A 25489-nucleotide genomic window follows, 5' to 3' on the forward strand; every position below is an offset into this window, starting at 1 on the left:
ACCGTTGACGGCGGGGGTTGTGAAGGCGACCGTCGTCTCGGGATGAAGGTAGGGAATCGACCTTTGGTATCTATGGCGGTGTGCGTCGAACGCCCTCCCTTGAGGCTTGCTGCGGCGGCGTTGGCTGCGGTACTGCTCGCGGCGGGATGCAGCGCCGTGCCGCCGACGGCCGAGGGGGCCAGTGGTGAGGCGCAGCGGGAGTCGCCGGCTCCTTTCCGTGGGGAGCAGCCGTCGGCTGGGAAACCCTCGGAGCGGCCCCGGCCCGGGGATTTGAACGGCGACGGCTACGACGACTTCGCTGCGGTGGTGGCGGGCGAACGTCTGGTGGTGGTGTACGGCTCGGCGTACGGACTCAATCCAGACCAGTGCACCGTGATCCCGCAGCAAATTTCGCGGCTGAAGCACGAGCAGATTCCGCTCTTCCGTGCCGATCTGGATGACGACGGTTTCACCGATCTCGTCCAGGCCCCTCAGCAGCGTAGGGCGACCGTCCTGTGGGGTGGTCCGCATGGCGTGGGCGACCCGCAGCCTCTTGCCCGAGCGCCGCGGAGTCCCGGTGCTACCGGGGACTTCGACGGTGACGGCAAGGCCGACCTACTCATCCCCGGCGGCACCACGGGCCCTGAGGGCACGGTGTGGTTCGGTCCGATTCGGCGTGAGGGCGCGCCTGCCCGCAAGCAAGACCTGACCAACGGCCGTTGGCCAAACTCCCTCCCCTCGCGCTTCTTGGCCGGTGATTTCGATGGTGACAAGGCCACGGATCTCGCTCTGTGGTTCCACTGGAGCGATCCCGATAGCGAAGGCGACGGCGATGTGACGGTCAGTGGTCTGCACTACTTGCGCGGCGGCCAACGTGGGCTGAGGCTGGCCGAGCGCCGCGAGCAACCAGATATCGGCATGGAGGGGCAGACGGGCGACGTAGACGGCGACGGCATCGACGACCTGTACACGGCGAGTTTCACCGCGGCCCGGAAGGAACTGGAGGCCGGCTACTGGCTCAGCACCCGCGCCGGACCTGAGAGCGGCAGGCACGCTGCACTGCAGGCAGTCTCACCACCGGGCCTGAAGGCGCAACCTCACTACGGTGGCATGGGTGGCACCGCCCTGGGCGACGTCACCGGGGACGGCAAGGCCGATCTGGTCACCTCGGCAACCGGCGCCAACAGCAGTAACGGCGTGATCTGGTTGATCCCCGATCTACTGGCGGCGGACACCAAGGCGGTGCACGCACTTCACCTCGACACCCCCGGAGTCCCAGGGAGCGACACCCCCTCCGCGGGCCGCGGCACGAACCGCAACCGCATCACGGCCCTCGGCCCGCTTCTCGACACCGACGGCGACGGGCACCTGGAGGTGGTCTTCGGAGCCACAGGGTTCCTGGACTCGAAAAGGCCGGAACTGGATGCGTTCTGGGTGCTGCGCGGCAGCAGTGAGGGGATGAAGCATCAAGGGCACTTCACTGCCGAGGACCTCCGCTGAAGCCATCGCTTTGATGTGACGCAGCCACACACCGATATGAGCGAATGCGGCCACGAGGAAGGTACGGCATCCAGTTGTTCGGGTCGGCACGGCCCAGAGGCGATCGTAGGTGCCGAGCGGGTCGAGGACGGACGTCGGCCTTCGCCGTCGCCTTCGCCTTCGCCTTCGCCTTCGCCTTCGCCTTCGCCTGGAGGAGAGGACTGTCAATCGCCTGCTGACACCAGGCACGGAGTTTCTGGCCGGGATCGTCTACGTGGCGACATCGGGCTGCAACTCTCCTCTGCCTCGTTCGGACCTTCGAGTGCCACCGCCCGCCGGTGGTTCACGGAGTGGCCGAAGTCCAGGGTGTGGACGAGACCACGCCGTCTGGTTCCGACGAGCTCGATGCCCGCGGTGAGCTGGATTGGTTACGCTGAGCGATCGACTCGGTGACCACGAGGATGCTGAAAGGGTGCCGACAGGCCCGCATCCTGTGGACGGCGGTAAGTACGGCTCGAACATCCACTTGATCGGGGCCCGACCCTGCTTGTGCAGGGGCGACCGCCGATCCGCTCCTGGCGGGGCCGACGACCCCGAAGGCCAGGCAGGCTCCGTGACGAGAGCTATGACTACGACGACCTGCGGCGGTGGTTACGCGGCCGCAGCATCACACCACCTACCGCCCGCTGAGGCGCGGATTCAGGCAGCAGCTCGGCCGCCATCGCCTGCTGCCCGTACAAGCGAGCAACTGGGTCGCAGTCGATTGGAGCATCAAGCAGGCGGCTGAGGGCGCTGTGCTTCCGCACCGACACATCGAGTCATGCATCTCTGTGGGTACGACTGGATGAAGTCGGACGGGGATCCTGGGTAGGTGCCCCTGCATCACCCAGCCTCATCCCCAAGGAACGCCAACTCACCCCTCTTGGGAGAAGACTCCTCCCGCAGAGCCGTAGATGTCCACCGAGCCGCTCGGCACGGTGAAGCTGAGGATGAGCAATTAAGGAAACAGACGTATGTGCTCATTGACGGGAGCCGCGTGCCACGTTCCACGAGAGACAGCATCGTGAGGAGAGCGCTGAGGAGGCTGCTGTCATGAGCGCCGTCCCCTGCATCTGAATTATCTTCGGCTGCAAGGCCACCCGCTGATGTACGACGCCCTTTGGCCTCACATCGGGTTCAGAGTGACGCGCTTAGGTGCCGTCTGCAACAGAGCCCGTCTCATCACATAGGCCACAGGCGGCTACCTCTTCCGAACCGGCTCAGTGGCCGGATATCGCAGGGGGACAGCACGATTATTCAATGGCACCTTACTCGCGAATGCAGGGAGGATCGCATGTCTGAGCTGGGACTCCTCGATACCAGCGGCATACTCCGGCAACCTTGGGTGAGCCAGGATCGCACGAGCGCAGGGTTGGGATGGGAGCACGCCTACATCTCTACGCAGCGAGAAATTCCTTTTCACTCGATATTCAAGGCTGCCCCTACCCATCTGCTGATTCTGCATCTGGACGGGCCAGTGACTGTCCGGCGTCGTTCCTGCGGGGCCATGAGGGCCCGGCGGATTCCAGCCCGCGGAATCTTCCTCCACCCCGCGGGCCGCGAGCTTGATGTCGAATTGCAAGGTGTACTAGCCACCATACACGTCTACCTTACTGATTCGGCCCTGCAGGAGGCGAACGGACTACCGATGGCAGTGGAATTGGCCGAGGAACTGGGCGGCTCAGATCCCATGGCCGAGCAGCTTGTGCTGGCTCTGGACCATGTAGTGCGCCATTGGGAGCCAGCTGCCCGCACCTATGCTGATCATCTCGTGGGAATGCTGGCTGCGCAGCTCGCTCGGGCCCATGCGATCGGACGACCAATCGTCCGGCTGGGAAAGTATCCGGCGGGCTTGACAGCTCGCCAACTCACCGACGTCAGGGAGCTGATGGAGCAGCACCTTGCCGAACCGCTGCCCATCTCTGTCCTGGCTTCGACAAGTGGTCTGAGCCCGAGTCACTTCAGCAGGCAATTCAAGAACAGTACCGGGCAGTCACCCCATCAATTCCTGCTTCACCTTCGCTTGGACCGCGCGGGTCGGCTTCTTCGAACCACCATGCTGCCCATCGCTGACGTAGCCCTCCGCTGTGGCTTCTCGCACCAGGAGCACCTGACGCGTGTGATGCGAGCCAAGTTGGGTGTAACACCAGCTGCTCTGCGTCGAGCAGGCTGACCATTCGCTTCCCGCTTCCCGGCAACTACAAGGGGGACAACATCCGGCGCCCGACCAGGCATGGTGTCCCCGGGCCGCTTGCTGCAGTCAGATGCTCGTCGGATGTGTCCGCGTCAGCAACACGGCCACCCGACTCGCGCGCCGCACGGGCACTTCCCAAATCACCGCTACGGCCACCGTGCGCCGGATGCACAGCCGCTCCGGACCACATGGCATCGGCGGCGATCACGCACAACACCCCTTTCCGTCCCTCACATGAGCACGACAGGCCGCAGGGCAGGTGTACATAGGCCTTCGAACCGCACTAGGAGGACGCTGCTACCGCTTCGGCGAAGACCTGGTAGCTGTAAGCGTTCGTCACGCATTCGAAGCAGTACTCCTTTCCGAGCCCTTGTCCTTACGGTACGCGGACCTGTCGAGGGTGTCGCTGTCGACGAAGTGTGAGAGCTGGTGCCGGACGCAGTAGCCCTGCTGATCGGCATCGAGAGTTCAAAGCCCCTCCACCAGGAAGATGGCGTGCCCATAGTCGGTGTAGGCGGACGCGCTGCCGTCGGCCATGGATGAGCTGAGCTTCTTGTTCCCTCCACCTCCGTACATCAAGATCGCGGCATGATCGGCAGCCACCGCCTCGACACCGCAGGCCGAGCCACGGACCGCTGGGCGGCTGCCGATTGGCCTTCGCGAAGTCCCGGGCCCTGTGGAGCACTTGCGTCTCTTCGACGGCCTGCAGCCCGGGTGCCTGTGCGTTTCATGCAGGGCCTCGCGCGGATCGTGCAGGACGCGTGAGGGAGCTCTTCGCATAATCGGTGCCCTAAGCGGCCGGCGCAAACCGGATGCACATGTGGAGGCAGAGCACGATGCGAACTACTCCAGGTCTCGCGGAGCCCTCCCCAGGCGTGCGTGGAGCACTACCACGGCTGACAACACCCCGCCGCCCTCGGTGTGATGCACCACACCTCCGGCCCTTTCGCACCGTGCCCGAATCCGAGGGTGTCTCTGAGGTGCTGAACGGTACCCGGCGCTGCCATCGCTCAGAAGGCCCTCCGCTCGACGGAAGTCAGGCTGACCTTCGGCACTTGCGCATGCTTGTCCCCCATCGACCCTCTCACGGATGCCACCTGGCTGTGCACCAGCGACCTTCTGGCAGCCTCCAGTCATCCACCGCCAGTTCTGTGGGAGCCCTGCAATGATCGACCACCCCCGCGACGTGTACATCGTCGACGCCGTCCGTACGCCCTTCGGCCGTTATGGCGGCGCCCTGTCAGGGGTGCGTCCTGACGATCTTGCGGCCGGCGTGCTGCGAGCACTTCTCGACCGTAGTCCGAACCTGGACCCGCCATGCATAGACGACGTTCTGCTCGGTAACGCGAACGGCGCAGGAGAGGACAACCGCGACGTTGCCCGCATGGCTGTGCTGCTCGCAGGGTTGCCTGTCACCGTGCCAGGTGTCACCGTCAACCGGCTCTGCGGATCTGGCATGGAGGCCGTGATTCAGGCGGCTCGCGCCATCGCTGTCGGCGACGCCTCCATCACGGTGGCCGGCGGGGTCGAATCCATGAGTCGCGCACCTTGGGTGCTGCCCAAGCCGGACCGGGCCTTCCCCGTGAATCAGCGACTGTACGCGACGACGCTCGGCTGGCGGCAAGTCAACCCCCGCATGCGCACTGAATGGTCGATCCCACTCGGAGAGAGCGCGGAATTGGTAGGTGCCGAGTTCGGCATCACCCGCGACGCACAGGATGCGTTCGCCCTCGCCAGTCATCGCAACGCCGCTCTTGCCTGGCACTACGGTGACTACGAAAGGGAAGTCGTCCCCGTCGAAGGCGTAGACCTGCCGCGCGACGAGAACATCCGCGACAACACCTCTCTGGATGCCCTTGCCGCACTCAAACCGGCCTTTCTCGCGGATGGCACGATCACGGCAGGCAATGCCTCACCACTCAGCGACGGGGCGTCTGCTCTGCTACTCGCCGACGGCAAGGGTCTCGCAGCAATAGGGCGCGAGCCACTGGCTCGAATACGCGCGGCAGCGGTGACGGGCATCGAACCCCAGCGCTTCGGGCTTGGCCCGGTCGACGCCATCCGTAAGGTACTGGCCAAAGCAGTGGTCGGTGCAGCTGACCTTCAGACGATCGAACTCAATGAGGCCTACGCGGCTCAGTCGCTGTCTTGTCTGGCCGCGCTGCCAGAACTTGACCCGGACGTCGTCAACCAGCGTGGTGGCGCCATTGCCCTCGGACACCCACTGGGCGCATCGGGCGCCCGCATCACCGGAGCCGTTGCGCATCAACTGGCTGCCGCGGGCACCGGCGTGGGACTTGCGGCTCTGTGCATCGGGGTGGGCCAGGGCCTGGCATTGGTGATGGAGCGGTGAAGCGTGGCCGCGTCCGCCATGCAGAGCAATGTACGGCCAAGAGCGCTTCTGTGTGAGTCTCACCTGCGGAGGCATCAGTGGTGCGGTAGATGGCTGCCCTGTCCCGCCTTCGACGAGTTTCCCTCCCGCTCGCGGACGCAGACCGCGGGAGATGCCGTACAGAACGATCCAGCAAGGGCACCGTCTCGGCGGCTGGGTGACTTTGTCACTGCTGCCGTCGGGTGTCCCTCGGCAGGTCACGGTCTCGATGAGTGGCACCCTAGGTTATTCCCTAGCACTATGTAATGGGCCTTGCTTAGCCCCTGATCCGGTGCTGGGATAGGCGAGCACGATACTCACCAACTCATGCGCACACGTCCCGGCCACTCCGCCGGCCGGGATTCGGTTGAGGACGTTGCAGTGCAAGCCCCGCAACTGCGCACAATCCCCGTCACGTGGCCTCGCCACGTGACGGGACCTCGGCCGGGGGGTGCTGCCTGACCTCAAGTGGCACCCCCACTTACATGCTGACAAGAGGTGTCTTTCGCCTGGAAGCCCTCGCTGGTCCCCGTCGGCACCATCCGGTTCGCCATGCCCGGGCCGCCGCGGCCGTCGGCTGCGGCTCTTACCCGCTACAGTCCTGATCATCGCTACGGGGTGACGCCGCATTCTCCTCTCGCCGGGCACTGGTCATGGACGCTTTGGTCACGGCATTCTGCCGCCGGCAAGTTGACGACCTTCATGAACACGGGCCGAGTGTGCTGCACAAGAGCGCCGGACGTGGATGGAAAGGTGGCTGGCCGACAGGGCCCGTAAGACGCAACGGCCGCTCTCATGCGGGAGCAGCCTTCCCGCCCGGCGGCGTAGCCTTCGTCGAGCGCAGGCGCCGTGCCTTGCGCACCGCCCGCCGTACGAACGTCTCGACCCCGCCCTCCCAGCAGCCCGGGAACGCCCGGGCCTCGTGGGGCTCGGCGAGGTAGACCGCGCGTCCGGGATGCCCGCGGCACGGTCGCGGAAGTGCGGGTAGGCCAGGTAGACGCGGCGGCCCTTCTTCTCCAGCAGGGCCGCCGCCTGCTTCTTGGCCTTCACGAACCGCACCACGTCCAGGAGCAGGTCCGCGCGCTGCTCGGCGACCAGGTGCAGGCGCAGCCGCTCGTGGACCTTTAGGCGCTGGGCGACGCCCTCTGTCCAGTACGTGTCATCAGCGGCTTGGCCAGCTCCAGCTTGTGCCGCCGGAAAACTCCTCGCTGTCGATGGCGAACTTCGGTCCGAACTGCGGCAGCAGGGTGACCAGGACCAACAGCCTCCTCGGCGACGCGCTCCGTCCTGAAACTGAGCGCCGTACACCCCTGACGCCACCCCGCCGGAATTACCCTCTCCGAGGGTCCATTGTCGGCAGCGGGACACTCGCTCGCACGAGAGTCTGCCCCCAGTTCCGCAGCCACGCCCTGGATCCCACGCGGCCGCACTTCGAGAGTGTTCACTTAGCGAACCGCATGTGCGGATCCGATGCATCGGAGATCCGACGCCAACGGTCTCGGCCATCTCTCTCTGCCGGCCGAGATGCCCCAGGGGCGCGCGGACGCCTTCGATGGCCGTCGCCCACGGTGGCGGCCGTCGATTGTCGCGGAGAAGCCCGCCGGGCCGTGATGCGCGGTGTTTCACCGCGAGTCAGGTCGGCCCTTGGGCAGATCGACGGGTTCCCAGGCCGTGATCCGCGGCGGAGCAGCAACGGCTCGATCACCACCCCCAGGTCATCGGGGAGCTCGTGACAAGGCACTACGAACAGGCCGAGGACCCACCGGTGTTGCGGGCACGATCCGGCCTGGCGTCTCGACCGAAGGACGCGTTCCGGTGATGGGGAAGCCTTGCGACAACCTCACGTGACGTAACACCACAGACCCGGACTGCTTCACTCGTGAACTGCCGGCTCATCGGCCATGCAGCGGAATCAATGGGGCTGTGTGCGCATCTCTCCCATGCCGTGCAGCCCGGATCATATGACGTGCATTACCGAGACCGTCCTCGCCTGAAGCGGTGACGCTGAGAGGGCACAGTGAATCACTGAAAAGGCGCCCGTTGCATCGATGATGCCGTGTAGGTTTGGATGCGCAGAATCTTCCTCAACTCTGCCCTGGATCGGATGCCGAGCTTGTTGAAGATATTAGCCAGATGAAATTCCACTGTCTTGGTGGTGATATAGAGCTCATCAGCGATCTCCTGGTTCGTCATCCCCGAGGCCACGAGAAGGGTAACCGAGCGCTCTCGCTGTGTGAACCGACCTACTGCCCGCAGAGGTTGCCACACCTGACAGGTCGATGCATGGTCTGGCGCAGTGGAAAGAACATCTGAACTCCGCGTACCGAAGATGCACCTCAAGGCAGCGCACAACTCCTCTACGTGCCCATCATCTTCGCTGCGCAGGCTCGCTTCCAAGAGCATCTGAGCAGCAACCCTTACGTACAGTGCTTCCATCGCGGTCATATCCGCAACCGCCGGCCGCGAGCCATCCGACTGGATTCCGGAAGCTTTGAGGGCGAATTCCCGAATGGCAGATACTGCTTGGGCGGCAGCTTCACAGAGATCATCTATTTCCCGCGATCCAGTCACCCTCGCCACCCTCTTCGAAGCTGTGCACTTGCACCCTTTACTGGGACATGGAATTGACGCTTCCCCAGGTGCAGGGCCTCCACAGGCCTTTCCACCTCACGATGACTCGCCCCGCGGCTGCCATCAATGCGTGCGATGGGTGACTCGCCGCCTCGTGAGGGTGAGTCCACTCCGTGGGTCGGGTGGCATGGGTGGAGCGCTCAGCACTTCCTTCCTCAGGTATCAATCTGCTGTTTCCGGCCGTTGAGTCCCTCAAGCGCGTGGCGGGCCAGGTCAGGTTATGTCGGTGCCGTTCGCCAACCAGAAGTCATCCGGTGAAGTGGATCTGCTTGTACCTCCAGGAGGGTCGCCTGAAGGCGGTGTCTTGGGACCGACCGAACCAGGGTGCGGTCGGCGCCGAGGAACCATCGGCGGTCACCCGGCCCCGAGCCGCCGCGTCATCGACCTCCCCGCCCAGAACACTTCCAGCGAACGCACACGCGGGAAGCGGTGGACGCCGCCCAAAGCCGTCCTGCGCCTACCCGCTGCCTCGCCACCGGTGGGGGCGGGGCCTGCTCCACCCATCTCCTCGGCAGGAGTTCAGGCGCCGGTGACCCTGCTGCTTTTGTGCAACAAGTGAGCAGGAACTTGCAGGATGCGCGCCGCTCAAGGTCGCACACTGCTTCAATCAGCGCGACGCTTGGAGGTTCTCAACATGAGTACCGTTGATCGCCAAGTGGCGGCGTCGCGCGCGGTGCGTGCCGGTCGATCCCGAACTCGCAGCGACGCATAAAGAGTAATCAAGCGGGTGCTACCCCATACAAACAGACACATGACTCCCGCGGCGACCAGGCCGGTTCAGTCGCTGTGCTCCGCTTACTCCCTTCTGGAGCACCCTCCGCACTAGGTGTGAACGAAACCGGACATGCCGTCGCGGCATTCCTCAGGAAACCTCATTCAGCCAATGCGCGGGTCTTCGCTCTTCTCAGCGCTGACCATCGGAGTACTGCCTGTGATTGCGTTCTACATGCCTCGAATTTAGGACACATAAATGGAAAGATCCAATACTCCTGCCGATTCCTTCCTTGCGCTCACACTCCGATCCCTTCGAACGCCGGACGCGGGGATTCTGATTTTCAGAATCATATTCGGAGCGATCATGGTCGCGCACGGGACACAGAAGCTTTTCGGATGGTTCAATGGTGGAGGCATAGAGGGGACTTCTAAGTTTTTTTCGACTGTCGGCTACCCGGCTAGCAGCGCCATGGCGATCCTTGCCGGCCTCACGGAAACTCTGGGCGGCATGGGGATTGCACTTGGGCTTTTCAGTGCAATATCAGGTGCAGCAGTTCTGGGAACCATGGCAAATGCGCTTTGGATAAGCATTCCGAATGGTTACATGAGTGGTCCCGGGGGGGTAGGTTACGACCTTCCGCTTGTGCTCTGCGCAGGAGCCTTTACCCTCATACTGACTGGCCCCGGGATGTATTCGATTGATCGCCTTCTGAGAGTAGGCTGCATTCGCTCCGTAAACTCTCCTATATGGGCACTAATCGGTCTCGGGGTGGCCGTTGCCACGCTGCTGTCACGCGGTTAGTACTACTGGAATCGGGAAGCCGGACGAGACAGCGGATCCACGACTCTGACCGGACACGAGATCGGCTGGATGCCGCGCCAAGAGCCGGGGAGAAAACCACCAAAAGGCCACGCGTCAGCTTGAGGTGTTCTCCGGCCCTTGGCGCAATGCAGTCGTCGGCTCACTCAGGCCGGTAGCCAGTGACTGCGCTCCGGTCGCAAGTGCTGCTCCGGACGGCTCTACTCGGCACCAACGCTAGGTCTGGGAGCTCCCGCGCAGGAAGCGCCGACTTCCGGAAGGACGCCCTCAATGAGATATTTGGCTATTCTGCCAGTCGCACATCGATTACTCCCATGCATCCCGTGAGTTCCCTCGTCTCGCACCGTCAGAAGCCGATGACTCAGTTTCCGAGCCATCGCGACACCGCCCTCGTAGGGTGTCTTCGGATCATGAGTCGCTTGAACCACAAGTCCCGCAGGGTATCCCTTCCGTTCCGGGATAACGTGTTGCTCCGTCAGCCCAAATGACCGGAAGGTGCATGCCGTTGGAGCTGCCGCTGTCGCTCCCTTGCCATAGGGGAACTCACGCACGAACCGCGACATCTCCTCGTAGTAGACGTCGGGGTGGGTCGGCCACTCGACCTCGCAAGTGACCGTTGCATGTGTGCCATTGAGCTGTCCATCGTCCTGGGCTGTGGCGCTCTTTCCGATCAATTTCACCAAGTCGGTACGGAGCGGAGCCGCTTTCAAGAGCGAGAGGCGCAGTTCGGATACCATAAGAGCAATTTTATGCCATTTCGGGCGGGCCCCGAAGGTACCAAGGAACTGATCAAATCGGTTTCGATCTAGAGACATCCGCGGTGGAGAGGCCGGAGAAGCAGAAACCTTCTGCCCTTCAAGGCCATCAGCTATCCCTTCGATGGCAGCCATCACCTCGCCGCGGGACGAACCGAGCCCATAACGACTATTTCTATGACTCACCCAATCCGCCCACTCTTCGAGATTTTCCTTAGCGGCTATAGGCATTTGCTTGGTCGCTTCATAGTACAGCCAATTTGGGTGCATTGAGGAGTCCAACACGCTGCGGTTCAGACGGCCTGGGAACAGCGTGCCATAAACCGCACCGAGGTAACTACCGTAAGAGACTCCCAAATAGGATATGCTGCCCTCGCTCAGGATTGCTCGCATCACATCGATGTCCCGAGCCGTATTGGCTGTGTTGATGAATGGGCGGAGTCCTTCATTACCCCGTTGACAGTTTTCCTCGTATGTTCGGGCCTCCTCCATGATATGCAACATCTCCTCCTTCGTGGGTCGAGTTATGACTCGCTGCGATCTGGAGGGTCCATCGCATTTGAGCGCGGTTGACCGGCCCGTCCCTCGGGGATCAAAGCCAATCAGATCAAAGTTACGGGACAGCTCCACGTTTTGTCTCGCAACCTTTGCGGGCATGAACAGTCCTTCGCCTCCAGGCCCACCCGGATTGAGGACAAGGACGCCCAAGCGTCTACCTTTGTCTCTAGCGCTGAGGCGGCTAATCGCAATCTCTATCGTTTCGCCATCGAGGTTTCTATAGTCCTTTGGCACCTTTATCACGCCGCAATCCAGATTTGATCGCGATTCTACCTCGGTGATGGATGGCTCGCCGGCGGGTGATGGCACACGACAGGTCTCCCAGGTTATGACTTGCTGGTGAAAGCGTGCACCGACGTCAATCTGCCGACCACCGCCGTCATCCTGGGTAACAGACACCACCCCGCCGGCCAGCAATGCGAGACTTGCCACGAGAGATACCTTGCCTGCGTGCTTGACCATGCGGGCCACCTCGTAGTACATAGACATTCGTCACGTGTCGAACCTCTTCGGACTTCGCCCTGTGCAGGGCTGACAACTGCGCCCGCCCACTCATCGGTACACCCTCTGCGTGATGGGCGCAGATGAGTATCACCCACGCAGCGGCATTTCTCCCGGGGGACTGTTCCTAGTGTTCTCGCGCTCTGCGCTCCCCGGCAGGTGATCCCGTGCGTGTTGAAACGGATTCGTGATTCGATCCGCTAATCCTTGTGCCAGTGGTTCAGCCCAGCGGGCACTTCAACTTCGGCCGCAAGCGGTCGATTGCAGCCTCCTTACAGGTCCGCATGGACGGCGGCGGCGAGGCCCCTCAGGGACAGTTGCTCCCGGTCCGCGCGTCTCGTCCTACGCCATGTGCAGGGGCCACACCTCTAGATTCGATGGACCAGGCACCAGCCAGGAACACGCCACGCAAGTGAACGGCAGTAACGGCAGTGGTCACAACTAGTTACTTTGTCACGGCACTTGAGCACGCCCCAGGGTCCTCGGCCCCGTCACGGCCACGCCCACCGCCCTTCGCCCCGGGATCACACACACCCGGTCGGCAGCGCGACACCAGTGACCTCATGGTCGCAGTCGTGACAGTTGCCGCGGGGATCTCCAAGGGGGATTCGAGCGCGAAGGTGCCGGCCTTTTCAGCGATTTGTGCCGACAGCCGGTCGATCGTCGGAACATCAGGCTTCCCCCCGAGACGCCCGTGATCGCGCGCGAGGTCCATCATGGGGGCAGGGGCGCATCGGACCAACCGGTCAGGACGGGAGGTGCCTCGGCGCCCTCGGACAGGATGACCTCGTCGACCACGGGCGGGCTCTGCCAGCCGTTACAGAGGGTCTTGCCCTGTGACGTCTCCGGCCGGTTCGTCGAGCAAGGCGATGCGGGCGGTGACGCGCTTGCCGACCGGCTCACGCTGCGCCTGCAAACCCTGAGCCACGGCCATCACGATCTCCAGCCCGTGCTGGCCCACACGGCCTGCGCCAGCCGCCCTGGCCACCGGCAGCACTGGGTTGGAGTCCCACACCACGACCTCCATCGTATCGGCGGCGATCCGCAGCTCCAGCAGCACCGGACCGGGGGCGTACTTGAGGGCATTCGTCACCAGCTCGCTGACCACCAGCTGAGCCGACTGAGTCGCCCGCTGCGAGACTGGCAGGCCATACTCCCTCTGCACTCGGGTGAGGAATGCGACAACTAGACGGCGGCCCTGCGCTATATCCGTGCCGTTGCCGTCCAGCGCCGCCGCGCTCTGGATGAACCGCTCATCCCGTGTCGTGCCGTCCCCACCCAGCGGAACCGGTTCCGTCACGGCCACCTTCGCCCCCCCGCTCACGTCCCGCGCCCACCCCCACCCCTGAGTTGCACGCCTTGCACCAGCTCCACGTGTGGCGGAGGGCGTGCCCCTGTCCGGGAAGAGGCAGCAACATCATGAGACCCGGGGTAAGCAAGTATCACCGAAGCGGCGAAGGAACGTATAGAAGACGCCAACAACGCGCGCAGCCGGAGCGCTGCCGGTCGTGGTCACCGACACCGCCAACACGGTTGGTGCCGCGACGGCCCACGAAGTGACGTGACGCGAGTCGATCACGAATGTGGGGCCGACTGCCGCGATCTGGTCTTCGATTCTGAACATCACCACCAGGACGATGCAGGGCGAAGGACACTCAGCTTGGTGCGTAGCGCCATTTCCGCATCCCGCGCTACGAACGGTGTGCGTCAGGCAGGGGGCCATGAACGTTGGACCCGCCTGTCGCGCATCCCGGTCGCTCCTGCGAGAACCTTCGTGTCACTGCCGCATCCGGCGCAGCACGCCCGTCTCCATTCCTGCTTGCCAGGAACAGGCCTAGGTCGTGTCCGCAAAGTGCTGTGGTCGTTGGCTGGTTCGTGGTGCGTCGTCATGAGCTGACTGTTGAGTCGTGGGCCGTGATCGAGCCGTTGCGGGCCCCGCCGCGAATGGGCCGTCCACTGCGGGATCGCCGTCAGGTGATCAACGGGATCCTGTGGAAGCTGTCCACCGGGGCGGCCTGGCGGGACCTGCCCGAACGCTACGGACCGTGGAAGACGGTCTACGAACGCTGCCGCCGCTGATCGGCCGACGGCACCTGGGACCGGCTCCTGGCCCACGTCCAACAGCACTGCGACGCCGCTGATGCCGTCGACTGGAGCGTGGCATGCGTCGACTCCACGACCGTGCGGGCTCACCAGCACGCGGCCGGGGCCCGAAAAGGGGCCTCTGGCCGGGCGAGGCGATCGGCCGGTCCCGCGGCAGGCTGACCACCAAGATCCACCTCGCCTGCGACGGGCAGGGCCGACCGCTCGCTTTCACGATCACCGCCGGCAACGTCAACCACTGCACCCAGTTCGAGCACGTCATGGCCCGCATCAGCGTCAGCCGATGCGGGCCCGGACCACCCAGGACGCGACCCGAGCAGGTCGTCGCGAAGTAAGGGCTACCCGTCCACGAATACGAGGTTGCGGCGCCTTGTACAGCCCTTCTTCACCCCTAGGTACTTGCAGAAATTTCGGCCTTGTGTCCAATACGCAGCAAGTTCCTGCTTCCAGCACTTCTCTGCCTCGGGCGCGCCTGCCGATCTGGTGTGTGAACTGGCGTACCCGTTCACCATGCGGGTCACATGGGACCTGCTGGGGATCGCGGATGTAGACGTGGCTCTGTTTCGTTCCTGGGCCGAGATCATCCCATCGCTGACCCACTGTGGTGCCCAAGATGTCGACCATGCTTTGCAAGACATGGATGACTATCTACGGGCACAACTCGAAGCTAAACGCAGTGCGCCGCGCGACGACATGCTCAGCACCATCGTCGCGGCACAGGACGCCGGCGAGCTGACGGATCCACAGGCACTGAATCTGGCCCGCCTCATGTTCTTCGCCGGTCCGAACTCCACAACCGAAATCATAGTTCCGGGGTATGAAGGTGCTCATGAGCCACCCGGAGCAGTGGGCAAGACTCGTCGCTGATGTATCCCTCGTGAACAGCACGGTGGAGGAGGTGCTCCGATTTTCCATGATCAGCGGGACAGGCATGACGCATATTTCAGTCGCCACCGAAGACCTTACGTTGGCAGGTATTCGCATCCGGGCCGGCGAATCAGTGGTGACGCCACTGATAGCAGCCGATCGTGACCCACGCCAGTTCAATGATCCAAACCGTTTCGATATCACGAGAAAGGGAGTCTCGTCCCATGTCGCATTCGGTCGCGGAATCCACTGCCGCCTCGGAGCTCCGCTGGCAAGACTTTAGCTGCGGGAAGCCTTTCGTAACCTTGCACAATACTTTCCAGCAATGCAGCCCGTGCCGGGAGAGGATCTGACCTGGTGCGCCGACATGCTGACCAACCGCATAACAGAATTGCAGGTCACCTGGTGAAGGCAATGGACAATCCGCAGGAAAACGCGACATAGCGCCTCTGGACTCCGGTAGTCGACTCTACCGAATTTGCGTAGCTCAGGCTGTCTTTACAAGCCCTTCGCGGGACTGACATGCTCACGACGCACTGCGGGACGTCCGCGACAACCTCACCTGCTGGGGGCAACCTATGCTGAGCAAGTCCGACTCACCTCACTTATCACGGCTCAGATCACCAGGACTGATCCTGCTCGCACTGGCCACGGTGCTAGCGGCCCTTCTGCCCTTGTCGAGTGCGTTCGACGGCAGAGCAACGGCTGCCGTCTCTCCCGTGAACGCTCCTCCAGCGCCTCATCACGGAGCCGCTCCCGCCGCGGCGATGCGGCCTCGGGCCTCCGTACTGCCCCGAGATGGTTGGACCGTCACCGCGGGTAACGCCAGGAGCACCGCAAGGGATAGTCGTGCGGCGCTTCTGCTGGACGGCAGGGCGGGCACCGTTTGGCAGAGCAAAGGGTCAGGCGCCTCAAACTCGCTGCCCCATCAGATCACTGTCGACATGCACCGCACGTCGGTGGTATCCGCCCTTGTGTATCAACCGCGTGCGGACATGGCGCTGGGCCGGATCGGCCGGTACGTGCTTCACCTGAGCACCGACGGCACCACGTGGGGGCCGGCCGTCGCTACGGGCACGCTCGCCGATGACGAGACAACGAAGACAGTGGCCTTCGCGCCGAAGGGCGCTCGGTTTGTGCGTCTGACTGTGCTCAGCGAGGCGGGCAACCGTGGGCCGTTGGTCGCGGCTGCCGAGATCAATCTGCTGGGCGACCCGGGTACACCGGCGGCCGTGGTGGACCTGCCCCGAGACGGTTGGACCGCGACCGCCAGCAGCCAGGAGACCACTGCCGGGGATGGCCGTGCCGTCAATGTGCTGGACAGCAGCGCCGGCACCATGTGGCACAGCAAGTGGTCGGGCACCCCAGCAAAGCCACCCCACCACCTCACCATCGACATGAAGACCAGCCGAGCCGTCTCCGCACTGAGTTATCAACCTCGCAAGACAGGATTGAACGGCCGGGTCGGTACATTTGCAATCTCCACCAGCGCAGACGGCACGACATTCGGCGCCCCCGTGGCGAGTGGAACGTGGAGGGACGACGGCACGGTCAAGGTCGCCACATTCACCCAGACGGTACGCGCCCGGTATGTACGGCTGACGGCCACCTCCGAGGCGGGTGAGCGCGGCCCGTGGGCCTCGGCGGCCGAGGTGCGCCTCAGCGGACCGGCCAGCCCTGCCACCCACGGTGCTTGGAGCGGGCTGATCGGGTTTCCCCTGGTTCCCGTCGCCACGGCCGTGCTGCCCAACAACAAATTGCTGGCCTGGTCCGCCTACGGCCTCGACCGCTTCGGCGGCAGCAACGGCTATACACAGACCGCCATTCTCGACCTTACGACCGGACAGGTCTCCCAGCGTCGTATCGACAACACTCGGCATGACATGTTCTGCCCCGGTATCGCCGTTCTGAGGGACGGACGGGTATTGGTCACCGGTGGCAGCAACGCCAAGCGGGCCAGCATCTACGACCCTGAAGCGGACCGCTGGACATCAACTGCTGACATGAACATCCCACGCGGCTACCAGGCCATGACGCTGTTGTCCAATGGCGACGCATTCGTCTTGGGTGGCTCCTGGAGCGGCGGCAAAGGCTCGAAGGACGGCGAGGTGTGGTCGGCCGCTTCCGGCACCTGGCGCAAGCTGCCCGGTGTGCCTGTGACCAGCACGATGACCGCTGATCCGGCAGGAGCCTATCGGGCTGACAACCACCAGTGGTTGCACGCGACTTCCGGGGGCAGGGTTCTGCACCTGGGTCCGAGCCGACAGATGCACTGGATCTCCACCACCGGGAACGGCACCATCAAAGCCGCCGGCACACGGGCCGACAGCGCGGACGCCATGAACGGCAACGCCGTCGCGTACGACATCGGCAAGCTCCTCACCCTGGGTGGGGCCACCGCTTACCGGGATAGGCCAGCGACACGGCGCGCCTACACCGTCGACTTGAACGGAGGCGCCCAGCCCGTCGCAGAACGCACCGGCGACATGGCACAGGCCCGGTCCTTCGCGAACAGCGTCGTCATGCCCGACGGCAAGGTCGCCGTCTTCGGAGGGCAGTCACTCCCCGTGCCCTTCAGTGATACCTCGTCCGTGATGACGCCGGAAATCTGGGATCCCGCCACGGGAAGCTTCACCCCCATGGCATCGATGGCCGTCCCGCGCAATTACCACAGCGTGGCCAACCTGCTCCCCGACGGGCGCATCTTCTCCGGCGGCGGAGGCCTCTGCGGTGACTGCGCCACCAACCACGCGGACGGCGCCATCTTCACCCCGCCGTACCTCCTCAACGCTGACGGCACCGAGAAGACCCGCCCGGTGATCACCGGCACCCTCCCGTCCAAGGCAGCTCATGGCGCCAAGTTGAAGGTGACGACCGATTCCGCCGTCACCTCGTTCGTCCTCGTGCGAGCCGGAGCCGCGACACACTCCACAGACAATGACCAGCGCCGCGTGCCGCTGACGGCGCGTCCGACCGGTGGCAATGCCCACGAGCTGACCATCCCTGCCGACCCGGGTGTAGCGCTGCCAGGGACGTATATGCTCTTCGCCCTCAATGCCCAAGGCGTCCCGAGCAAGGCGAAACTCCTCACCGTCGGCTGACGACTCACCCCCTCGGCCGAGCCGGTCGCATCCCACAGAATGCGACCGGCTCGGCCGGAAGGAACCGACCAGGGTGCGAAATCCTGCCGGGGCGCTCGGCCCCGCGGGTGGGGTGTCACCACCGCCATGTCGTGGGAGGCGATCGAGAGCGCGGGTCGGTCTTGTCTTGACGGGTGCCCGATTACCGTCACCATCGGCATAATCCGGTCCGCTGCTTATAGCAGGGCCAGCTACATGCGCGGACTCGGCGCCGAGGTTCCGGGGCGGTGAGCTGGTAGGGCACCGTCGCCCCTGGAAGCGTGCGGACGGACGATGCGACGCGGATGGCCTGTTGTGCGCGTACTCGGCGGGCTCCCGTCACTGCCGTTGTCAGGCCATCCCTTGAGTACACGATCACGCCTCATCGAAAAGAGCTTTCCACAGCTGTTCACGATCGTCCGCTACGACCCTATGTGCTGGTTGTAGCGCAGAATGCTGCTGACGAGATCGGGCCCCGGGTAGTCCATCATCACCACGCCGCTCCGAATCATGTCCCGCCCTTCAAACCAGTGCAACGCATGATGGTTGACTCCCGTGAACCACAGTGCGCCGGCAGCGACCGCATGCGGATGGGCGCCAAGACCGACACCGCTGAGGAAAGTGACGTACAGCGTCTGCGGGTTGCGGCTCGCGGCTTCTTCGAGGTGCCCTTTGGCCTTGTCCCACTTGTTCTTGATGTCGAACAGCGTGGGTACGTCGTAGGCGTCCTGGATGTTCAGAGCTGGGCTATGGTAGCTCAGACCGAAGTCCGTCCCCTCACCGCTGAATTGCTGCAGAATGACGAACTTGCCGCGGACTTCGCCGAGGGTAGGAGCCGGCTGCTCGCCGTCAGCCGGCCACCATAGGTGGTCGCGGGCCAGCGGCGCCGTGTCTGGGTTCTGCTCCAGGTACCACCGCAGTGTCTGGGCGAAGGAGCGGGTGTTGCCATCAGCCGTATGTTCCTCCTTGAGGCGCATCAGTATCGTCTCGCGGGGATGGGCCTTAAGGAAGTCCGTCGTCTGGCGCAGAACGTCGGTGAAGTTGGCGTTCAGATACACCACTCCGTGGTGGATTGTGAAACGGTCCTTGAAGTGGCGTGCTCGGATGTCCAGTGCTCTCACACCGGCGTTGAGCTGTTCGGGTAGCGCGCTCTGCTGGGTCTCGGCGACGAAGGTGACATCGCGGGCCATGGTGTCGTGCGTACCCGGAATGGACAAGTCCGCTAGATTCGTCGTATCGGGCAGTGCGGCCATCCAGTCAGGGTGGGACACTGCGTTGAGTCCCTCGCTGTGCCGGCCGTTCGCCCATGCGGTACTGCTGGGCAGTAGCACCAGCAGCATGGCGATGAGAGTCGTCAAGCCCGCTCGTACCAAGGGCTGTGAGGGGTGGAAGCGGGAGGTTGGTGTCGTGGCCGCGGGTACGGGTCTGTGGCTTTCCCAGACATGCAACGTGTCGCGCATATGGTCCCTTCTGCGCATGGCCCGGCCGATGACGGCCGAGCGGGTCGATGGGCGGTATGGGCAACGCGGATGGTGACCTTGCCGGGCGCCCGGACCGGGTTGGGGGAAGAAGCAGTGGTGTCGAGGGGCACCTGCCACCCTCGGGTGAGGGGCACCCGCACTCGTCGCCCGGGGCGTGCCGGGGCAAGCGAAACGATCGCCGAGCGCTGAGCGTGGCGATGCCGACTGCTCGGTGGTCGGTGAGGATGCTGTGCATCCAAAGACCAGGGGTGACCAAGCGCTTGAGCACGCTCCCATGACCGGCTTGCCCTCTCGCCGGCGGGTACGCAGACGCCCGCAGGTGGAGCCGCACCGGTAACAGAGCGGTTGCACGGCCACTGCCCCGCAGGGCTCGGCAGCCGGATCGCCTCCGGTGCGGCTGCCTCTGGGCAGGTCGTTCTCAGGCCGGGATTCTCTTGGTGACCGGTCCCTGGATGTGCGTCGGCGCTCCTCAACTGCCACGGCTATTCCCCTTCGCCGCGTTTGTCAGCTGTTTCCGTGCTGATGCGGTCCACGCGCTCGCAATGTCGCTGCACTGACAGCACGGGCAGACAGTACGAGTGCTGCCCAGCCGCCGTCATTGGCCGTGGCGGCCAGACGATTGACATCTCACTGTGCCGGCCACTTCACTCGCAGGCGTGACTGAGAGAGCAGAGACGAGCGTGTCAACGCGCTATGTGCGCAACGTCGTTGAGATCGCGGCCGAGCGAGGCGCGGACCCAGACTGTCTACTGCGGAGTGCAGGGCTGAAGCGTGGCGATCTCGATGGGATCGAGCGAATCGGGTCCAGCGCCGTCCGCCGCATTTGGGACCTTGCCATTGACGCAACCGGAGACCGCGGTTTCGGTCTCCATGTCGGGGGGCGACTGCCGCCTGGCGCTTACCACATCCTGGGACACGCCCTGCTGGCGAGCCCTACTTTACGCGAAGCGGCCCACTTCACCGTTCGCTATCACAGCCTCGTCAGCGACGCCGGCGGATTGTCGTTCACCCTGCAATCCGACCGAGCCGTGCTGACCTATCACAGGTTCGACCCGCCCAGTGAGGCCGGAATTCAGCAGACCGAGGCCATTTTCGCCGGGATCCTCACCGCAGCGCGGTGGCTGAGCTCCGACGGCTGGAAGGCCACACACATCTCCTTTACCCACGTCGCTCCTGCATGTGGAACGCGGCTATGGGAGACGGCTCTTGCCGCGCCGGTGACCTTCGAGGCTGAGGCGAACCGCATGGAGTGGACGCTGCCACAGGTGAACGCCGCTCTCCCCTATGGCGACCCCGTTCTGCTCGACTTTTTCCGCACATATGCCGACCGGATGATGGCCGGGTCGCGAAGCGATCTTCCGGTGAGCCACCGTGCCGCCACTTGGCTGAGCGGCCAGAACCTAGCCGCCGTGAGCCCGGACGACCTCGCCAACGCCCTCCACTTGAGCGGACGCAGTCTGCGCAGGGCCCTGAGCCAGGACGGTACATCCTGGCGACGTCTGCTGGACCAGGCCCGCCATCGCCTTGCCGTGCAACTGGTCAGCCACAGAGGCCGGACCCTCAAGGATGTGGCCCGACAACTCGGGTACAGCGATGCGACCAGCCTGGTGCGGGCATTCCACCGCTGGGAAGGCATGTCCCCGCGCCGCTATGCCGCCAGTGCCGTTGCCTTGGAGGCGCAGACACCTCTGCGGGCACATGCCGAAGCTAACTAGGACCTCCGCTCGGTGTACGGCCGCCGCGGCCCGCCCGCCGTGACCCGGCAGCCCGGCGAAACGCCACAACGGATGGCCGCACCCCGACACTCATTCCGAACGGTGCAAGCTTCACGGGCGTTCGATCACCAGAGCCGATGACAGCACTTGGCAGGGCGGGGTACCTGCGGCGTTGTCTAACGCATGTCATCCGGGAGGTTCCACCAAGCATGGCCTGCAGGGTCATCAGCGCCGGAACAGGGGCCAGACAAGTCGCTGAGTGGTCAATGCGCGGCCTCGAACGCCTCGCGAATCTCCCTCCGGACCCGGCCACGGTCGCTGACGTCGTAGCCATTGTTGCGTGCCCACGTCCGGATCTCTTCGGCACTGGATTCGCCCTTCGAGGCCCTCCGCGCCGCAGCAGCACCCTTCCTCCGACCTGTCTTACGGCCGTGCTCGATGAAAGGCCGCAGTGCCGCATCGAGTTGGTCGTAGTTTTCGGGCGTAAGGTCAATTTCATACTCGACGCCGTTGAGCGAGAACCTATGCGTGGACACCTCATCCGATTCCGCGCCAGTGAGGTCGTCCGTCATGATAGTCACAACCTTTTGAGCCATGTACAGATCGTACCCCATTAGTTGCCGAGCACTCCGAGGCCTCCTGGTCGTGACTCGGCACACCGGCCACGCCCTTTCATGTGATGACATTCCAGAATCAAGGTCATGGCAGTGAACCTGCAGCCCTCCGACTCACATGAAATGGCCCGAATCTGGCTGTTTGCCTGAAAGGGACCAGAGAAGCCAGGGCCATCGGAAACCGCGGCTTCCGGGTATGCTCGCATCGCTCCGAAGACGCCGGCAGCAAGGATCTCCGCAAGACCAATCTCGCGTCCTGGAGCCATCAACTACCGCCGCGCCATGGTCAGAGCAAGGACGACATGGTGTGGAGTGCGCCGAGAAGAAGGCAAGCAGGAGGATGGCGGGAGCCTTCTCACCATCTGGTCACTTCGCGTCGCCTGCCAAACGACAACCGCCAGTCCCGCGACGGCATGCGGATACCTGGAAGGACCACCACCCTCCTGCAGGCACAAACGGGCCGGTGTCCAGCAGCGACCGGCCCCTGCCATAAACCGTGACCACACCCACCTCATCGCAGCGCACCGACGCCTGGGATTCGCCACTGTCTGCCTCCGATTGCCTGGTTCTCCGCATGGAGGCGATGCCCTCAAGCAGGATTGCGTCATACAATCCGGTTCTTGCGGATGCGTATCCCCCGGTGCGCGAGGGGCACTGCGCCGACTGTCGGCAAGGTAGTGCGCTGAACGTCGCGGCCACCATGCTCAGGACGGCGGACAGACACCCCACGCGACCGCAGAGGAGCGGGTCCGCAAGTGCAGGAGACGCCGAGACCGCTCGCGCTGCTCTCCGCGATCGGACACTTGCTGGCCCTGACATCTGCGGTTTGGTCATGTGACTGCCCGCTTGATCGTTTGTTGGTGTGGGCATGGGGAAGCGTCAGTCGAGGCCGTGGATCGTGTCGGACGAACTGTGGTCGATGACAAGCCGTTGCTGCCCGAGCCGCCCCCAAAATGGGTCAGGTCTGGCTGCGTGTCGCGTACGGCAGGCTCTGTGCGGCATCCTGTTCGTCTTGCACACGGGCATCCAGTGGGAGTACTCACCCCGACAGCTGGGTTTCGGCTCGGAGATGACCTGCTGGCAGGCCCTGACGGCTTGAAACGACACCGGCGACTGGGACCAGCCTTACCAGCTGCCTGACCAAGCTCCGGTCGGAGAAGCAGCTGGCTGGCCGCGGGCGGTGATCCACTTCTCCCATGTCCGGGCCGCATGCAGGGACCCAAAGGCAGACGCAGCCCGGTCGACCGTGCACGGCCGGGCAGCAGGCGCCACATCCTCACCGACGGCCTAAACGTCCCACTCGCGATGCCGCTGACCGGCGGCAACCCCAATGACGTCCCCCCAGCTCCTGGCCCTGCTCGAAGGGGTCGCAGCAGTCGCCCGTGTCGCCGGCCGGCCCCGACGCCTGATGCCGCCGTTGCCGAGTCTCGCTTCGCGATCGGCCCGAGTGACGTATCCATGGCAACGGACTACGAGGAGAGGCGTGCCACGGCCTGACTAGGGGCGTCGAAGTCAGCCTGATTGGGCAGAGCTGAGCGCCGCACCGAGGTGGACCCAGCCTCTTGGGGGTCTCCTTTCCGGTCGGCCCCCGACCTGTCTGCACGCACGGACGTGAATGAAGGCCACAACAGGTGTCAGGACGTGAGTTCGCACCAGACCAGCGTTCCGCTTGAACATCCTGTGATGCCCCAACTCGTCGCGAGCTGATCGATGAGGAACAGTCCTCGACCGCCCTCCCTCTCTGGATGGACTGCATGAGCTGCGTCCAGCACGTCGTCCGGACCGGCCTCCAGGAGTTCGGTGGTAGCCGCGGGAGGCATCCGGCCGGTGTCGATGACTTCCACGCGGACCGTGTTGAGAGCCAGGGACCAAGGAGTGTGTTGGATGCGCATCATGACCGGCGGCCTTCCGTGCGTTACGGCGTTGGAGACCAGCTCCGAGACCACCAGACGCAGGTCGTCCGCAAGACCGTGAAGATGCCAGGTACTCAGCTGTTCAATGGCGAACGTACGGGCCAGTCCGGAGGCCGTCGCGTCAGCAGGGAGGGCATGCCATGACGCCTCCGAACGGCTGTCCTCCATGGCGTCCGTGGGGCAAGCTGTGGTTTTCATGATTGGCCACCTTGGGGGTGGGACGGGCTTGGCTGGGCGACAGGAGAGACCGGAGAAGGTCCATATCGCAGCGGAAGCGCGATAGGCGGCCTGTGCCCGCTTCAGGCCGCCCACCTGTCGTCCTAGAGGCCGATAATGACCTTGGGGTCACCGGTGAACCAAACGTTGTCGATGCACGCGCGTCGCATGAGCCATCGCCGGCCGTCCCGCACGAGATCAACGTCGTAGAGGTTCTTCAGTAGCGCATGTCGGGTGTGGTCACCCTTGGGCAAGTGCTGGGCTTCCACATGCGCTGTCAATCGCGCGTGATCATCTGCCACCTCCACGCGGACGTTTGTCACTACGTGGGTGGTATCAAGTGGGATATCAGGGTTCAGAATGATATCGGCGATCGTATCCCGACCGGACATCAGCGGGATATCAAGACCGCACTTTGCAGCGGCAGGCCGGAAGTCGAACTCTCCATCGACGGTAAACGCAGACAAGAAGAGATCGCGATCTTGGAGGTCCGATCCCAGGGCGAAGCGATACAGAGCGTCGATGACCTCCAGGCGATCTCTCAGCTCCCGTACCACCGTCTCGGTGCCACTTGCATCAATGGCGTGATGACGCGTGACGTACATGTTCGTCCTTATGACTAGGCCCTGTAGGGTCGCGATCCGAAGTCCGTCTTGTGGTGTTCCTTCGCCGAAGCCGGACATCTTCGATTCTTTTCGCGTCTTCCGTCCCAGGCCAGGGCTCCTGGGGGTGAGCGACCCGCATGCGGGGGTGAAAGGACGAAGATCGGCAGCGCTAACGGCACATTGATTACCGTCCGCGCTCAGTCGCTTACCGCTCGTCTGCCATCCAGCACAAGCGGCCGGAAGGGGACGCTGGACATTACTGATGGATTATGTCTCAGCCGCCCTCCCTGGTCGACGAATGGCCACTTTGACAGCGGGACCATCGCGGGCAGGCCGGCAGAGGTCTCGACCAGCGACAGGCCCTGGTTGCCATAGCGGCCAGCTCAGTCGGTCGGACATCGTGCACTCGATGACACGCCTTTCCCTTTCGAACCAGCGCCGGACTGGGTTGAGAGAGTCTTTTGTCTCACGGCAGGATGAGCTGCCGTATCGGAACGCATGCCAAGGCGCGCCGAGTCGGTGCAGCTCGGAAGCCGGCTCGACACGCTGCACGTCTCCTTGGCGAATCAGGCCCTGCAAGACGCCGCGAGCGCCGGTCTGCCGTTGCGACTCACCGCAGCCCAGCCGACGTGACACCACAGCGACGCTGCTCTGCGCACGTGGGCGCAGCGCCTTCCGGCCTGACAGACAGGCAGTTCGCGGTAGCGGTCGAACTGATCGACGTCTACCCGGCCAATCCACTGTCACTGGCGGACATGGCCACCGCTGCCGGACTGAGCAACAGCCACTCTGCACGCGCTTCAGGGCCCGCACGG

16 protein-coding genes and 2 pseudogenes are annotated in these 25489 nt (G+C 64.0%); 10 read left to right on the forward strand and 8 right to left on the reverse strand.

Going from position 1 to position 25489, the window contains the following annotated elements:
* Positions 1 to 72: 72 nt before the first annotated feature.
* The 3 genes from ACIGAQ_RS36485 (at position 73) to ACIGAQ_RS36495 (ending at position 6044) form a co-directional block, all read left to right on the forward strand.
* Positions 73 to 1479, forward strand: a complete 1407-nt coding sequence (locus tag ACIGAQ_RS36485) for an FG-GAP and VCBS repeat-containing protein (protein ID WP_399790750.1) — start codon at positions 73 to 75, stop codon at positions 1477 to 1479.
* 1312 nt (positions 1480 to 2791) lie between these two features.
* On the forward strand, positions 2792 to 3670 hold the full coding sequence (locus ACIGAQ_RS36490) for a helix-turn-helix domain-containing protein (protein ID WP_399790755.1): 879 nt from the start codon (positions 2792 to 2794) through the stop codon (positions 3668 to 3670).
* 1186 nt (positions 3671 to 4856) lie between these two features.
* Positions 4857 to 6044, forward strand: coding sequence for a thiolase family protein (locus ACIGAQ_RS36495; RefSeq protein ID WP_399790758.1), 1188 nt, complete (start codon positions 4857 to 4859; stop codon positions 6042 to 6044).
* A gap of 811 nt (positions 6045 to 6855) precedes the next feature.
* Here ACIGAQ_RS36495 and ACIGAQ_RS36500 read toward each other — a convergent pair.
* Both ACIGAQ_RS36500 and ACIGAQ_RS36505 read right to left on the reverse strand, forming a co-directional pair.
* Positions 6856 to 7317, reverse strand: a pseudogene (locus ACIGAQ_RS36500) (glycosyltransferase family 2 protein); the annotation flags it as partial.
* Between the two features lie 767 nt (positions 7318 to 8084).
* Positions 8085 to 8633 (reverse strand): LuxR C-terminal-related transcriptional regulator, encoded by a 549-nt coding sequence (locus ACIGAQ_RS36505; protein ID WP_399790761.1) that lies wholly within the window; start codon positions 8631 to 8633, stop codon positions 8085 to 8087.
* Between the two features lie 1030 nt (positions 8634 to 9663).
* On the opposite strand from ACIGAQ_RS36505, the gene ACIGAQ_RS36510 reads away from it, so the two are divergent.
* Positions 9664 to 10209 carry a DoxX family protein gene (locus ACIGAQ_RS36510; RefSeq protein ID WP_399790764.1) on the forward strand — a complete coding sequence of 182 codons (546 nt, stop codon included), beginning with the start codon at positions 9664 to 9666 and terminating at the stop codon, positions 10207 to 10209.
* Between the two features lie 218 nt (positions 10210 to 10427).
* Here ACIGAQ_RS36510 and ACIGAQ_RS36515 read toward each other — a convergent pair whose 3' ends face one another.
* Positions 10428 to 12002, reverse strand: coding sequence for an alpha/beta fold hydrolase (locus ACIGAQ_RS36515; RefSeq protein WP_399790767.1), 1575 nt, complete (start codon positions 12000 to 12002; stop codon positions 10428 to 10430).
* 856 nt (positions 12003 to 12858) lie between these two features.
* Complete coding sequence (locus ACIGAQ_RS36520) at positions 12859 to 13341, reverse strand: ATP-binding protein (protein ID WP_399790770.1); 483 nt, start codon at positions 13339 to 13341, stop codon at positions 12859 to 12861.
* A 557-nt stretch (positions 13342 to 13898) separates the two neighbouring features.
* On the opposite strand from ACIGAQ_RS36520, the pseudogene ACIGAQ_RS36525 reads away from it, so the two are divergent.
* From ACIGAQ_RS36525 to ACIGAQ_RS36540, 4 genes and pseudogenes are all read left to right on the forward strand, one after another.
* Positions 13899 to 14473, forward strand: a pseudogene (locus tag ACIGAQ_RS36525) (IS5 family transposase); the annotation flags it as partial.
* A gap of 181 nt (positions 14474 to 14654) precedes the next feature.
* Positions 14655 to 15011, forward strand: a complete 357-nt coding sequence (locus ACIGAQ_RS36530; RefSeq protein WP_399790773.1) for a hypothetical protein — start codon at positions 14655 to 14657, stop codon at positions 15009 to 15011.
* A 46-nt stretch (positions 15012 to 15057) separates the two neighbouring features.
* A complete protein-coding gene (locus ACIGAQ_RS36535; protein ID WP_399790839.1) occupies positions 15058 to 15294 on the forward strand; it encodes a cytochrome P450 in 237 nt (78 codons plus the stop codon).
* A 484-nt stretch (positions 15295 to 15778) separates the two neighbouring features.
* Complete coding sequence (locus ACIGAQ_RS36540) at positions 15779 to 18112, forward strand: discoidin domain-containing protein (protein ID WP_399790841.1); 2334 nt, start codon at positions 15779 to 15781, stop codon at positions 18110 to 18112.
* A 440-nt stretch (positions 18113 to 18552) separates the two neighbouring features.
* On the opposite strand, the gene ACIGAQ_RS36545 is transcribed toward ACIGAQ_RS36540, so the two are convergent.
* Positions 18553 to 19383: a phosphatidylinositol-specific phospholipase C gene (locus ACIGAQ_RS36545; protein ID WP_399790776.1), complete on the reverse strand. Its 831-nt coding sequence runs from the start codon at positions 19381 to 19383 to the stop codon at positions 18553 to 18555.
* Positions 19384 to 20291: 908 nt separating this feature from the next.
* Between ACIGAQ_RS36545 and ACIGAQ_RS36550 the strand changes: the two genes are divergently transcribed.
* Entirely contained in the window at positions 20292 to 21326 is a 1035-nt protein-coding gene (locus ACIGAQ_RS36550) for an AraC family transcriptional regulator (protein WP_399790779.1), read from the forward strand.
* A gap of 263 nt (positions 21327 to 21589) precedes the next feature.
* Here the strand turns inward: ACIGAQ_RS36550 and ACIGAQ_RS36555 are convergent, their stop codons facing one another.
* Entirely contained in the window at positions 21590 to 21922 is a 333-nt protein-coding gene (locus ACIGAQ_RS36555; RefSeq protein WP_399790782.1) for an Lsr2 family protein, read from the reverse strand.
* Positions 21923 to 22859: 937 nt separating this feature from the next.
* Between ACIGAQ_RS36555 and ACIGAQ_RS36560 the strand changes: the two genes are divergently transcribed.
* Complete coding sequence (locus ACIGAQ_RS36560; protein ID WP_399790844.1) at positions 22860 to 23039, forward strand: transposase; 180 nt, start codon at positions 22860 to 22862, stop codon at positions 23037 to 23039.
* A 535-nt stretch (positions 23040 to 23574) separates the two neighbouring features.
* Here ACIGAQ_RS36560 and ACIGAQ_RS36565 read toward each other — a convergent pair.
* Entirely contained in the window at positions 23575 to 24051 is a 477-nt protein-coding gene (locus tag ACIGAQ_RS36565) for an ATP-binding protein (RefSeq protein WP_399790785.1), read from the reverse strand.
* A 122-nt stretch (positions 24052 to 24173) separates the two neighbouring features.
* Positions 24174 to 24674: a nuclear transport factor 2 family protein gene (locus ACIGAQ_RS36570; RefSeq protein WP_399790788.1), complete on the reverse strand. Its 501-nt coding sequence runs from the start codon at positions 24672 to 24674 to the stop codon at positions 24174 to 24176.
* Positions 24675 to 25489 lie beyond the last annotated feature (815 nt).

The sequence above is a fragment of the Streptomyces sp. NPDC085932 genome, from assembly GCF_044540525.1.
Classification (GTDB): domain Bacteria; phylum Actinomycetota; class Actinomycetes; order Streptomycetales; family Streptomycetaceae; genus Streptomyces; species Streptomyces levis.